The sequence below is a fragment of the Colwellia sp. MB3u-8 genome, from assembly GCF_014076985.1.
Taxonomy (GTDB): domain Bacteria; phylum Pseudomonadota; class Gammaproteobacteria; order Enterobacterales; family Alteromonadaceae; genus Cognaticolwellia.
Genome location: NZ_JACGVA010000062.1, coordinates 37,634 through 51,144 on the forward strand (window position 1 = coordinate 37,634; position 13,511 = coordinate 51,144).

General features: G+C 37.6%; 15 protein-coding genes. 4 read left to right on the forward strand and 11 right to left on the reverse strand.

Features of this window, described 5'->3' with window-relative positions:
* Positions 1-50: 50 nt before the first annotated feature.
* The 6 genes from H4J54_RS09175 to H4J54_RS09200 all read right to left on the reverse strand — a co-directional run bounded on the left by H4J54_RS09175 (position 51) and on the right by H4J54_RS09200 (position 4,777).
* Positions 51-488: a DUF3010 family protein gene (locus H4J54_RS09175; protein ID WP_182190585.1), complete on the reverse strand. Its 438-nt coding sequence runs from the start codon at positions 486-488 to the stop codon at positions 51-53.
* A gap of 95 nt (positions 489-583) precedes the next feature.
* Positions 584-1,348: a tRNA-uridine aminocarboxypropyltransferase gene (locus tag H4J54_RS09180; RefSeq protein ID WP_182190586.1), complete on the reverse strand. Its 765-nt coding sequence runs from the start codon at positions 1,346-1,348 to the stop codon at positions 584-586.
* Positions 1,349-1,468: 120 nt separating this feature from the next.
* Positions 1,469-2,281 (reverse strand): DUF2884 family protein, encoded by an 813-nt coding sequence (locus H4J54_RS09185; protein ID WP_182190587.1) that lies wholly within the window; start codon positions 2,279-2,281, stop codon positions 1,469-1,471.
* A 225-nt stretch (positions 2,282-2,506) separates the two neighbouring features.
* Entirely contained in the window at positions 2,507-3,661 is a 1,155-nt protein-coding gene (gene zapE / locus H4J54_RS09190) for a cell division protein ZapE (protein WP_182190588.1), read from the reverse strand.
* Positions 3,662-3,757: 96 nt separating this feature from the next.
* On the reverse strand, positions 3,758-3,967 hold the full coding sequence (locus H4J54_RS09195) for a cold-shock protein (protein WP_077287100.1): 210 nt from the start codon (positions 3,965-3,967) through the stop codon (positions 3,758-3,760).
* A gap of 291 nt (positions 3,968-4,258) precedes the next feature.
* Entirely contained in the window at positions 4,259-4,777 is a 519-nt protein-coding gene (locus H4J54_RS09200; protein ID WP_182190589.1) for an RNA methyltransferase, read from the reverse strand.
* Between the two features lie 202 nt (positions 4,778-4,979).
* Here H4J54_RS09200 and H4J54_RS09205 point away from each other — a divergent pair, with 202 nt between their 5' ends.
* The 3 genes from H4J54_RS09205 (at position 4,980) to H4J54_RS09215 (ending at position 7,488) form a co-directional block, all read left to right on the forward strand.
* Complete coding sequence (locus tag H4J54_RS09205; RefSeq protein ID WP_182190590.1) at positions 4,980-5,594, forward strand: hypothetical protein; 615 nt, start codon at positions 4,980-4,982, stop codon at positions 5,592-5,594.
* Positions 5,595-5,814: 220 nt separating this feature from the next.
* Positions 5,815-6,480, forward strand: coding sequence for a signal peptidase I (lepB, locus tag H4J54_RS09210; protein ID WP_182190591.1), 666 nt, complete (start codon positions 5,815-5,817; stop codon positions 6,478-6,480).
* Positions 6,481-6,711: 231 nt separating this feature from the next.
* Complete coding sequence (locus H4J54_RS09215) at positions 6,712-7,488, forward strand: peptidylprolyl isomerase (RefSeq protein WP_182190592.1); 777 nt, start codon at positions 6,712-6,714, stop codon at positions 7,486-7,488.
* A 230-nt stretch (positions 7,489-7,718) separates the two neighbouring features.
* Here H4J54_RS09215 and arfB read toward each other — a convergent pair whose 3' ends face one another.
* Both arfB and hpf read right to left on the reverse strand, forming a co-directional pair.
* Positions 7,719-8,135: an alternative ribosome rescue aminoacyl-tRNA hydrolase ArfB gene (gene arfB / locus H4J54_RS09220; RefSeq protein ID WP_182135684.1), complete on the reverse strand. Its 417-nt coding sequence runs from the start codon at positions 8,133-8,135 to the stop codon at positions 7,719-7,721.
* 289 nt (positions 8,136-8,424) lie between these two features.
* A complete protein-coding gene (gene hpf, locus H4J54_RS09225; protein ID WP_182190593.1) occupies positions 8,425-8,781 on the reverse strand; it encodes a ribosome hibernation-promoting factor, HPF/YfiA family in 357 nt (118 codons plus the stop codon).
* A gap of 643 nt (positions 8,782-9,424) precedes the next feature.
* Between hpf and H4J54_RS09230 the strand changes: the two genes are divergently transcribed.
* A complete protein-coding gene (locus H4J54_RS09230; RefSeq protein ID WP_182190594.1) occupies positions 9,425-10,528 on the forward strand; it encodes a 1-acyl-sn-glycerol-3-phosphate acyltransferase in 1,104 nt (367 codons plus the stop codon).
* Between the two features lie 98 nt (positions 10,529-10,626).
* Here the strand turns inward: H4J54_RS09230 and H4J54_RS09235 are convergent, their stop codons facing one another.
* The 3 genes from H4J54_RS09235 to H4J54_RS09245 form a co-directional block, all read right to left on the reverse strand.
* Positions 10,627-12,063, reverse strand: coding sequence for an aminopeptidase 1 (locus H4J54_RS09235; RefSeq protein WP_182190595.1), 1,437 nt, complete (start codon positions 12,061-12,063; stop codon positions 10,627-10,629).
* A 207-nt stretch (positions 12,064-12,270) separates the two neighbouring features.
* Entirely contained in the window at positions 12,271-12,588 is a 318-nt protein-coding gene (locus H4J54_RS09240) for an AzlD domain-containing protein (RefSeq protein ID WP_182190596.1), read from the reverse strand.
* On the reverse strand, positions 12,585-13,349 hold the full coding sequence (locus H4J54_RS09245; protein ID WP_182190597.1) for an AzlC family ABC transporter permease: 765 nt from the start codon (positions 13,347-13,349) through the stop codon (positions 12,585-12,587). The genes H4J54_RS09240 and H4J54_RS09245 overlap by 4 nt, the downstream gene beginning before the upstream one ends.
* Between the last annotated feature and the right edge of the window lie 162 nt (positions 13,350-13,511).

Below are 13,511 nucleotides of genomic sequence, written 5' to 3' on the forward strand. Positions count from 1 at the left end.
CTTTTTATTTACTCAACTTATCAACTAACTAAACATGATTGCACTTGGTATTATTGCAAATACAAGCTGCCTTCAAAAAAGCCAAAAACAGTTTCAAAAGCACCTTCTTGATACTGTTTTAAACCCGTATCACGAAAATCAATATCCACTTGGCTACGAGTTAGTGCCTTTTTGATAAAACTACTTGGCAGTATTTCAACCGGTAAATCTTTAATAAGTTGAATCGCTGCTTCTAATTTAAAACCAACCGGTCCGCCAGCAAATTTGCCTTTTAAACCACGGCCTTTAATCACCACTTTTTCAACTTTGTAGTCTTCCATCAGTTTGGCAAAAGCAAACTGAAACTCTTGTACTTGCTCAGCATCGCCTGCGTCAACAAGACTAATTTTTTGTACGCGCGTATTTGGTATGTCGTACAACCCATTTTCCCGCGACATGATACAAATAATTGCATCGTTACCTTTTAACTCAACACCACATATCTTCATAAATTAACCTCGTTACTATAATGTGCATTATTATAAAATAGTTTTGCTTTAGCTGCAGTGTTTTCATGCATTTAAAGTTAAGCTTTTAAAAGTAGTTATACATCTTTTGCCAAAGTGATGCCATTAAGCTGAGCAAATTCAGTGTAATCTGAGACCGCATTGGGATTCGCTTTATTGACTTGGCAAACACCACGCTGGTATTGATAACTAAAAACATCAAACCAGAGGTCAAGTAAATCCGCATTGGTTTGCTCTCCTACTAAAGACAAAACCTGGGCGGCAACTTCAGCGGTCGCTAATTCAGTATTATTGGCCGCCAAGCGAATTTGATAACGAGAACTTAACTCTGTTGAGTTTTCAGGTGTTTTTGGTGTAAATGACACTACCGGTAGATGTTGCAAATAAGGACTGCGGCGAAACATTTTTTTAGCTTCTCGCCAACAGCCATCTAGCATAATAAATAAGGGTCTTTTACCGGATGTAACCGTGATTTTATTATCAAAAATTTCACGTTCTTCGCCGACATATGCTTTAGGAAAAACGATCATGGGTTGCCACATAGGATCGTTTAACAAGGTAATAATCTCTGGGTTTACTTGGGTTCTTGACCAAAGAAATGCAAAGCTGTCAGGGATCAAATCAGCAATTAACTTACCGGTATTACTCGGTTTTAAAACCTCAGTGTCATACATCAACAACAAAAATCCAGCCTGAGAACTTACCTTAGGCGACAAGTCACAAATACAAAATGGTTTTGCTAATCGACATAAGTCACAACGAATAACTCGCTGGCCTCGTGATTTATAGGTGGTGGTACTTAGGCTTTTACGATATTGATGAAGTTGCTGTACAGCGTGCATAAAGGATATATCAGGACTATTAAGGCCGCTACTTTAACGTGCATGTAGGATATTGGCAATAAAAAAGCGCAGCTCAAATTGAGCAGCACTTTATATCCACAAGTTGACTAATTTTAGAGGTTACATGAGTTTAGCATTCGCTATGCTGTGTTTTGCGCTAGCGGTGATCAAATCAAAGTTGGCAATTTCGTCGATACTTTCTTTCAATTGCTCTTCCATTTTATCTATTACTATAATGGATCGACATAAAGCTTCACCGCGTTTTTCTAGCCCTGCACTACGCGTTTTCATTTCATGCTCTATTAGCTCGCCAAAATTCTCCATTTTGCTTTCAAAAGCGTCCATATCTCCACCTGAAAACAGCATTTCTTGACCAACCGCAATCATTAAACTGCCTAAAGCGTTTTTAATCGTACTTTCTACGGCTGATTCAATTCTTTGCTCAAAATTTTCATCAAAAAAATCTTTTCCGGAGAAGCCCTCTTCGTCAATATAGAAATTTTCATGTTGAGTAAATTCAGCATCAACTTCACCACGAATGGTGGTTAATTGGCTAGTTAACTCAGCGCTAGCCTGGTTTCCTTCACCTAATAATTCGTTAAAGGCTAAATTAACACCATCAATGGCTAAATCAATAGCATCTAAGGCGATGCTTCTCACTTCTGGTACAAGATTGCGTATATGAGTTGAATAATCGCGTAATAAAGACTCTTGGTGAGCTGTTAAAGCAATATTTTCGCCGTTTATCAGCAAAGTGTCATTTTCAGTGATGCTATACAATGGCGTTTTATCTTTTGAAAAAGTAATTTCTTGAGCATTGATATTAATGCCGCCATTTAAGTCAAGATTACATGATTCACTAGAAAAAGAATTATCGTGTCCATAACTTGCTGAGCTTGCCATAATGAGAGCGGTAGCAATCAATGTTTTCATATTAATCTTCCTTTAAAAATTAAGTTTCTAGAGCGATAGTCGTGTGAGAAAACCACCTGTTAACGCTATTGTTTACAAGACTGATGCCAACATTAAAACTTGTTTAATATCAATTAATAAGAAGAAAGTCTTTATTTTAATAAAAAGATAATGAACTATAATTTAGTGAAAAAAATAATTTTTTGGTTAATTTAACAGGCTTTAAACTCAGCAGAAAAAATCAGTCTAGGCGTAACTTAGACGCTGCATTTCAAACAGTCTTGATCTACAGCGGGCAAATTCAAAGTTAAGTTGAGTGCCCTGATAAAGCTCGGCAATATCGACCTCAGCGGCAATAATTAAGCGCACACCTCTGTCGTAGAATTCATCGACTAGTGCGATAAAACGTCGCGCTTCATCATCGAGACCTCTAAGTTGCCCCATAAGCACACCACTTCGTTGGTAACCGTCTTCAACACCGGAGAAAACAGCAGGAATTAATGCGCCATTAAATTGTGGCACATTACTGATCAGCACAGTGTCATAGTTATCTGCTAACTTAATATAATCTCTTTGGCTTCTTGGGGTTGAGCAAAGTGCCATAAAATCAAACCAAATGATATCTGCAGTACAAGCTAAAAACTTAACGGCCCTGCCATGAATAATAATACTGTCATTATAGCGAATATTGCTTTTAGCGAGTGCTGCAAAGTGCTGAGTTAAGAAATTACTCTCAGTTTCAGTGCCAATATAAAAGTCTCGATAGTTAAGTGTGGCTATATTAGTGTCTAACATTCGATGATCTTTTGGTCCATCAATAGAGATAACCTGGCAATACTGGTGAATAATATCAATAGTCGGTAGAAATCTAGCGCGTTGTAGGCCATTTTTGTATAACTGATCGGGTGGGCAATTTGACGTTGCCACTAGGATAATACCCTGCGATAGCATAGCTTCTAGTAAGCCCGCCAATAGCATGGCATCCGCAATATCATTAACAAAGAACTCATCAAAACAAAGCACATCAACTTCTTCAGACCAAGTTTTTGCAATCAATGCCAGCGGATTATCTTTACCACTAAAGTCATTCAACAGCTGATGCACACTTTCCATAAAATGATGAAAGTGAATACGTCTTTTGCGTGTTAAATTAAGTTGTTGATAAAATAAGTCCATCAACATAGTTTTTCCACGACCAACTCGGCCATGAAAATAGATCCCCTGAATGGGTTCATTCTTGGTAAATAAGTTTTTTATGACGGCAAGTACTGGTGTTTGAGCTTGGGCAGATGTTAATTTTTGCGAAAGTTTATCCAAAGCGAGGGCGGCTTTGTATTGTTCAACATCGAGGTTAAGTGTTTCATGCTCAACAAGTTGTTTATATTGCTTTATTACTGACATAAATTTACTTACAGGCACAAAAAAGGGCAGACATATGTCTCCCCTTTTTCAACACTATTAATATTTTAGCTAGCGTAGCCAGCTAAAAAGTATTAATTAAAGTGCTACGATGTTCTCAGCTTGAGGACCTTTCTGACCTTGAGTAACAGTAAACTGTACTTTTTGGCCTTCAGCAAGAGTTTTAAAACCATCGCCAGAGATTGCAGAAAAATGTGCGAAAACGTCTGGACCAGACTCTTGCTCGATGAAACCAAAGCCTTTAGACTCGTTAAACCATTTTACTGTACCAGTAGTTGTATTAGACATTGTATTATCCTATTTATTCGTAATTGATGCCTTAAAATAAGGCGGTGTTGCAGGAAGTGTTGCTATTAATTATTAAACAGGACGAGCTACTTACTAATATAACTTCGAAACTTTGTACATAAATATAGGTCTTACTTTCTAGCTGGGCGTATTCTAACTGTTTCCCGACAAGAGTCAACCTCTTTTAGATAAAAAATCATTTAATTTATAAAAACTCATAAAAAACACTTTTATTCGATGATTAAACAATAGTTGGCGATATAGAAACTAAACTTATTTCTGTCTGCAGCATCAATTAACTGGCACTTTTACTGTGTTATTGGTGTCTCGGCTGCTTTTAATTAACTCATCCCCCGCAAGCATGTGTTTTGATTTTGCTAATCGGTCGTAAAGCAAAACATTAACACTGGCGGCTAGGTTCATGCACCCGATTGTTGGTACATATACTACGGCATAGGCGCTATTAATAACCTCTTGCGCTATCGTGCCATCTTCTGGGCCAAAAATATAAAGCGCATTGTCTGGGTGCTCAAATTCAGGTAATGCTATCGCGCCTTCAACTAAATCAACACAAACGATACGTTGTCCTGGCGTTAAATTACCCATTAAAGATTCAACTGCATTCAAAGGGATTTTGCGTGATGCATCTTTTGTATCTGTATGAAACTTTGCAGCCTTTGCATATCGTACACCTGTGTAACGCACTTCATTAGCTTGATAACAACCTGCGGCACGCATCACAGCACCAACATTTGACGGACTTTTAGGGTCCGTTAGTCCAATAACAACATTTTCAGTTTTTAACTTCATTTATACAGCACTCAAAATTTCATACTCTTATTGAGACAATTTTGCGCTGCAAGCGATAAGACTACAAGCAAATTTTTTACCCTTTTTTTACCATTTTAGTACCTTAGTTTTTGCATTACAGCACTTTACAGCTAACTATTAGTCATTTATCTGATAGCATCACATGTTAATATTTAAAACTCAGTCAATTTAGGTGTATTTAATGAAAGCAAAAATAAATATTGTAAAAATAATACTTTCTAGCAGTCTTTTTTACTTTGCCCATTCAGCCGCAGCGCTTGAAGCCCCCTTGGTTTCTATCGAAACACATGATAACTTTTTTAACAGTATTAAAGCTCATTGTGGCAAAGCTTTTCAAGGTCAGGTAACAATAGATAATGCTAGCGGTGATGGCTTTGCCAACAAAGTTCTTATTATGCATGTCAGAAGTTGCTCAGACGAAAAGTTAGAAATTCCTTTCCACGTGGGTGAAGATGCCTCACGTACTTGGATTATAACTAAAACAGGTTCGGGTTTATCATTAAAACATGATCACCGTCACCAAGATGGTAGTTATGACGAAAGTACTATGTATGGTGGCCAAACAATAGACGCTGGCTGGCCACAAGTGCAGTCGTTTCCCGCTGATGAATATTCAAAGCAGTTATTTGTCAAAACAGGTATCCCACAGTCAGTCGGTAATACTTGGCAAATGTTTATCTACCCTGAAAAATTCAGCTACAGATTAATTCGTCAGGGTCGTGAGTTTCGTGTTGATTTTGACCTAAGCGCACCGATAACTCCACCTGATGCACCTTGGGGTTATATTGACGATTAGCTGATAAAACCCCAGCCAAAGTAAAGTAAAGTAAAGTAAATAGACATAAAGAATTGCATTTTATAAAGCTAATACCTACCTTTACTCAGGAACTTTAAAATAACGATTTAGTCGAAAGATAAATCGTTATTTTTATGCCTTATTCTTAGGCCTAATTTTTAGGCCTAAGAATAAGCTAGATAGCCACATACTAACCAGCTATTAATTCTAAGGAAAGATCATGAAAAAAAGTCTTTATCACCTCTGGAAAGAAAATAAATCTTTATTATTGTTTGTCAGTTTAATGCTAGTTTTTCGCAGTGCGGTTGCTGACTGGAATGATGTACCAACAGGGTCAATGAAACCGACTATTGTCGAAGGTGATCGCATTTTAATTAACAAAATGGCCTATGACTTAAGACTACCCTTTAGCCAATATTCGCTAATAACGTTAGCTGAGCCATTACGCAATGATATTGTCATTTTTGAGTCTGATGTCGCGGATAAACGTCTTGTGAAACGTATTATAGGCATTCCAGGCGACACAGTAGCGCTGCATAACAATCAATTGGTCATTAATCAAAAATCAGCTCAATACACACTGATAGCCAAAAACCGTGATTTTACCTTAAGTGAAGAATATATTGGGGGTAATAGTCATCTAATACGCACTCAGCTTAAGCCTGGGCATTCTAAAAATTATCAGTTAGAAAGTTTTCAAGCGATCACTATCCCTAAAGACTATTACCTTGTTATGGGCGACAATCGTGATAATAGCGCAGACTCTCGTGTTATAGGTTTAGTGCCACGTAATGAAATTATTGGCCGTTCAAATATGGTGGTTTTTTCATTAAATTACAAAAATTATTTAATGCCACGCAATGAACGCTTTTTTAAAGTCATTTAGTTGCATCAGCTTAATTCCGCTAGTTTAGTACCGGCAATGACAAGACTAATCATAAATGCTGAGAAATCAAAAAAACACTACTTAGCCTATTTTCACCCTGACTATATAACAGCTTAAATTCACTAAACAGTGTGTCAACATAGACGAAACGCGGCTTTATCTTGTTGTTTTCTTTAAAGCCTATTATTATCGCTACACTTTGTAACATGTTAAGCAGTAAGTAGTTAATCTATGTCGTTTTCAAACCTATCAAAAATAGCAATCGCATCGCTGATGATTGCTAGTGCTTCAACCTCTGCAACCATAGTGGAGTTTATCACTTCACAAGGGAGCTCTAAAAGTAGTTTTAAAGTTAACCTGCACGATGAAACAACGCCAGAAACAGTGGCTAACTTCCTAAAATATGTCAATGATGGTGACTACAACAACACGGTTGTGCATCGTGTTGAGCCTGGATTTGTTATGCAAGCTGGCGGTTTTGCGTTTACTGGCACCCTGCCATTGAGTCCTATTGCTACAGATGGTGCGATTAAGAATGAGCCCGTTTATTCAAATGTTCGTGGCACTATTGCCATGGCCAAAGTGTCAGGCGACAAAGATAGCGCGACTAGTCAATGGTTTGTAAATTTATCTAATAATAGTGCCGGCTCTGCAGCATTGGATACGCAAAATGGTGGTTTTACTGTTTTCGGTGAAGTCATTGCAGGTATGGAAAATATTGATGTTATTGCTGGCATACCTAGATGTAACTCGACCCCAATGCCAGACTATAGTGCTGATAACTGTGCAAACAACTTTGTTCCGGGTGTCGAAAATTTCGTGACCATCGAAAGCGTGATCATATTTGATGCAAGCGTTAATAGCGCTGATAGCTTAGCCGCAGTTAAAAACACCTCATTAACTGTTACAGCGCCTGCACCAACCAATTCAAGTAGCGGCGGAGGCTCTATTGCGTGGCTTAGCTTACTTTTCACCGGTTTAATCGCCTTAAGAAGACGCGTTAAATAATCACAGCAGTAGTAGCGAAATCGTATTGAAAATTAACGAGTACATACTAGATACATAGTTAATCCTTTAATTCTCAATAGCTTTATTTAACTAAATTTTATCGCGTCTTTGAACTCATGACAGCACTCGTAGTGATTATAAATTAGCTTTAAGATGGCAAACCCTACTCGTTATCTTTCTTTCTCATTGTTTTCTCCCTGTAAAAAAATCACAGGGAGAAAAACAGTAAGTTACTGATGGTCTACTTTTCCACGCAACACTTTATTAGAACCTGTTTTTTTCTTTGCATCTAATCGTCTGAGCTTTGAGCCTTTGGTTGGTTTAGTGGGCCGTCTAGTTTTTTTCACCACCATGGCAGATAAAATCAGCTCTTTCAGACGTTTTAACGCGTCGTCTTTATTCATTGGTTGTGTTCTAAATGATTGCGCTTTAATAATGATAATGCCATCACTTGATATGCGACTATCTGATAGTTTCAGCAGCCTGGCTTTGTATATGGCAGGTAATGTTGAACGCTTAATATCGAAACGCAAGTGTATCGCTGTTTCGACCTTATTGACTCTTTGGCCTCCGTTCCCAGTTGCCCTTATGCCGGTAAGTTCAATCTCCCAGTCGGCAATGATTACTGCACTTGATATTTCTAGCATGATTTACCTTGGAAAATTAGCTATGAGGTGCATCGTTTATTAACCCTTTCACTATCGCTGTCTTGAGAGCGAATGACATTACCCTCAACGTCACAGTCTGCCGCGACAACATAGTTAAAAACTTCTAGCATATAGCCTCTAATAGCCGGTTATAAAGTCGCTATTTTAAGTGTATTTCTGTGGGATGCCAAACTAAATGTCTGCTTATTCGCGTCAATCAAACTAGCATAAGCATTAAAAAAGGAGGCTACAGCCTCCTTAACGATAAGATGATTAAATTCACACCTTATTAACTAAGGTTCATTTCTTGAACTTTTTCATGGGCAATCTCAGGTGCTGTTGCTTCGGGTTTACTATGCAAATTAGCTTTTAATAAACCTTTTCGGTGTTTTAAAGCTGCATCCAACTTTTTAGCGGCTGTCGCAATAGCGGGATACATAACGCCGTCATTTGCTGATGCCGAAATACGACCTCCTTCATAGGTTGTACGAAGTTCTACATTATGTTTGTTATGTTCGTGCGATAAAATAACATCGAGTGAAATTAAGGTTGGGAAGTGTGTCGATATTTTTGAAAACTTTTCATTAATATGTTCTTTGATTGAATCTGAAACGTCAACATGATGACCTGAAAGATTTATTTTCATAGGTGTTCCTTTTTATTATCTACTCACTAATAATACTTGGGCCTAAAAGTTAAAAACACAAGTCAATTACTGTAAATTTTGCAATTATTTTACTAAAATAATTTTTTGAGTTAAAGATAACTTGCTATAACGTTGCAAAACCCTTAGGTGGTGTTAAGGTAAAAAACATAACCTTGGGTGAAAGTAAAAATAACTCTTTGTCTTTGTTATATAAAAATATCACCACGATATAGACTGGGTTGTTTTATTTTCTGTATTAGCTATAAGGTGTCGGTGTTCAAGTACAAATTGATTATTAGCTTAGCTAATTAGTGTCTGTATTGATTCAACACCATAACCTTGTCGACAGTGCTTTTAATAAATGATTTTTGATTAAGTAACACAAAAAATCGCTGCATTACTCTTATTATCTCCATCACGAATGAAGCCGAATTTAAGTTCGCCATACTTTAGGGGTATCAGTGCATAATGTGGTTTAAATAATAGTTGCTTTGTCCACCAGAAAATTTAATATAATTTATAGACATTAAATGAACAAAAATCATCAACTAAACTATTAAACAAAAAGCGCATTTTTCAAGATGATTCGGTTATAATCCCTACTCATTTATTATTTATTTTCGACCATATAAGAGATTTTTGAATGTTTGATGATATACGTCCTTATCGTGATGATGAGGTAGTTGCAGTAATCAAAAAATTAATTAACCAACAAGGCTTACAAGCTTCGATTGCTAGTTTAAAAATGCCACGCTTATACCAAGCCTTGCCGCTACTTGCCTGCAAAATTGTAAAATTGTCATTGAAGTTTCGGGTGAAAAAATTTCATAATATCGAGCAAATCCAAATTGAAGTGGCTAAATATTTACATCATTTGATCAAAAACAGTACCGCCGGCTTTAACTATAGTGGCATAGAAAACTTTGATACGACCAAGCCAGCCCTCTTCATCAGCAATCATCGTGATATTGTTTTAGACGTTGCCTTAGTGAACTTAGCGCTACATAAAAGCGGTATCAATACCGTAGAAGCTGCGGTGGGTGATAATTTACTACATCAGCCTTGGGTTGCTGATTTAATGCGTATTAACAAGAGTTTTATTGTTAAACGTAACGAAGAAAACAAACGCGCTATGCTCAATGCATCAAAGCAATTGTCTGCCTACATTCATGATACGGTCGCGAACCGAAAGCAAAATATTTGGATCGCACAACGCGAAGGTCGTGCCAAAGATGGTGTAGACAAAACCAACTCAGCCTTAATATCTATGCTATTACTCAATAAAGATAAGCAAATGCCTATGGCTGATTACTTAGCAGAACTTAACATAGTACCGGTATCAATTTCCTATGAGTTTGACCCTTGTGATATCGACAAGGCAATAGAGCTTGCTGAAAAAGAAGCGACCGGTAGCTATCAAAAACACGAAGATGAAGACTTAAAAAGTATCACACAAGGATTGGTCGGACAAAAAGGTCAAGTACATCTCCAGTTTTGTCAGCCAATACAGGGAGACTTTGCCAATAGCAAAGCCATTGCTGCAGCAATTGATAAAGAAATCATCAGCAACTATAAATTATATGACAGTAACTTAGTTGCATACGCAAAACTTAATCACCAAGATACTGACAGCACAGTGCTTGAAAAATTGAATAAGCGCATGGAAAACCTTACGGCAGAACAGCAACACTGGTTATTAACTATGTATGCTAACCCTGTCTCTGCAAAACAACAGTTATCATTATAATGATCAATATAAAAAAGCCGTATCTATTCAATACGGCTTGCTTTTTTTAGCTCAAGGTTATAAAAAAATAAGCTTTTAAAATCAGCATTAGCTCGAGGCTATTTTTCTTGATAAAACGCTGACATTGCTTTGTACAATGAATACAAATCAACTTTTGAGCCCACCGCATAAGGCGAATGTATTGATAAAATTGGAATACCAAAATCAATCACTTCCATATTATCCTTAGATAAGTCACTACCAATAGTGCCACCTGACGCCTTACCTTTATAAGTCGAGGTTTGCCATTTAATATCGGCATTATCTAAATAATTTCGCGTCCACGCCATGTATTCAGAATTAGCATTAAAACCACCACCATAGAGCTTTAAATTAACGCCGTTACCCAAGCGAGGTGCATTACCTAGTTCCCAGACATTTGACCATGTTGGGTTTACGCCTGGATTTACGTCCGCAGAAATAACTTTGGTATTACGTAACACTTGACGCAATTGATAGTCATTATAGCTATCACCCTTTTGGTTGTAGAGTAAGCTACTGATTAAATCGACTAAGTAGGTAGAACTCGCTCCGGTATTATTGATGTTACCCACTTCTTCGTTATCCACTAGATAAGCGATAGCGGTATATTCAGGTGTTTTCTGCTCGGTTAATGCTTTAACCGCTGCTATTGATGAAGCTTTATCATCTTGACCATACGCGGCGATCATACTACGGTCAAAACCCACATCGCGCGGTTTAGTGGCTGGCACTAAAGCCAGTTCAGCAGAAACTAAGTCTTCAACTGAAATATCATAAGTTGACTTTAAATAACTGCTGACCTGATCTTTAATTTTTTTATCTAATTCAGGCTTAGCCGCAATAATAATATCGAGTTCTTCTTTACCGATAACATCTCGACTGGTGCGCTTACGGTTGGGTGAGTCAACATGAGGAGCAAGATCTGTCACCAAAAAAATAGGATCATTGTCATCAAAGCCAACTGAAATATTGACCCTAGTACCATCTTTTTTATCAACCCTACCGACTAAAGCCAGCGGAATATTTACCCATTGATAGGTTTTAATACCGCCGTGAATGTAAGTTTGAAACATGGCAAAATTTTCTTTTTCAAATAATGGCCGTCCTTTAAGCTCAAGTCGCGGAGAGTCAATATGGGCGCCAACAATACGCGTACCTTGCTCTAACGGTTTTTTTCCAATAACCATCAAGGCAATAGTACGGTCACGATTGACATCATAAAAGCGAGCGCCTGGCTTTAATTCACTTTGCTCGGTTAGCTTGGTGAAACCTTGTTTTTCAACGCGTTTAATCGTTTCAGTAACAAAGGTTAATTCCGTGGGTACTTTATAAATATAGTCTTTATATTCAGTCGCATAACGCTCTACTGCTGTTAGTTCTTGCGCGGTTAAGTTTAACCAGCTAGACGGTGATTCCGGCTTAGCTTTGGCGTCTGCCGCTTGGACAAAAGTACTTTGTGAAAACGTCAGCGCACTGACGATGGCGAGGGTGGTTATTGATTTTGTTAAATTCATAGCAATATTTATAATTTAATCTCAGATAAAAGGCATACTCCATCATAAAAGCTACCAATATCAGCTGACAAGCTTTATTCGATAAACAGCACTTTTTCAGCTATAAACAGCCTATAAACACCCTAAAAACAAAACTTACCTGCAGAATGTAACTAGGTTCAAGACACTCAATAAATTACAAGGTTAAGCTAGTACAGCGGTAAAATATTACAGAGATAAAATATACCGACTCAAAACAAAAGTAATAAGCCCAACAAACATGGTCAAATAAATACTTTTACTTTTTGCCGCCGCAACTATCGCCAACGTTGCGGCAATTAAATAGGGATTATGCAGCGAAATACTCAACTGGCCTTGTTGAATAAAAATAATGGGTACCCAAATAGCCGTTAACACCGCTGGTGCGCTAAAACTTAATAGCTTAGCCATTTTTGCTCCTAAGCGCACAGGCAAGCGCGGGTGGATAAATAAGTAGCGCGTGGTAAAGGTAATGACCGCCATCAGTAGAATGGTGAGTAATGTCATGTGCTGTCCTTAACTGACGAGGATATTTTATGATTGTCTGCATTATTAACATCATTTTTTTTATGCAAAAAACGGTCAGTTAAGTAACCTGAGTACATCGCAATCAAAGCGGCTGCAACCAAATCTAATTCGAACTGCATTAACTTAAACACGACGGATAATAGCGCAGCAACAATCACAGTCACTAAAATAGGTATGTTAATAATGGTGGGAATCACTAAGGCAATAAAGGTGACGGCAATCGCAAAATCTAAGCCTAAATGGGTTAAGTCGGGTAAATAACTGCCGGCGATAACGCCTGCCACATTCCATAACAACCAAAAAACATAAAAACTGCCGCCAGCGACAAGCGCATAAACTAATCTTAACTGCCCAACAAAGGACTTGTGATGACTCGATAAAGCAAATAGCTCATCGGTTAACAAAAAACCTAAAGAATAACGCCACTTGGTTGGTAAAACTTTTAACTTATCTCTTAATGCTAAGCCATATAGAAAGTGCCTCGAGCTAATAATAAAGGTGGTAAATAAGATCGTAGCCAGTGATGCATTGTTGGCAATTAATTCAATCGCAACAAGCTGAGCAGAGCCAGCAAATACGATAAGCGGCATTAAAATAGCTTCAAGCGCAGAAAAGTCACGTTGAACGGCCAAAGAACCACAGAGTATACCCCAGGGTAAAACAGCTAAATTAAGCGGTAACATGTCTAAAAAGCCTTTTTTTGCCATTAACCAGCGAGCTTTTTTCTTGGTGAGTGCCATCAAATATTACCTAAATAGACTAGAGTTATGTTATACCAAAGCTATGATTACGTTCAAAGGTTTGAGTGGTTTAATCGGTTCAACTCTCGACTAACATAACTAAGCAAAGAAAAGTAAAAAAAAGAGCCGGTTAAGCTTCTTTTTTTTAGATAAAACAGGTTG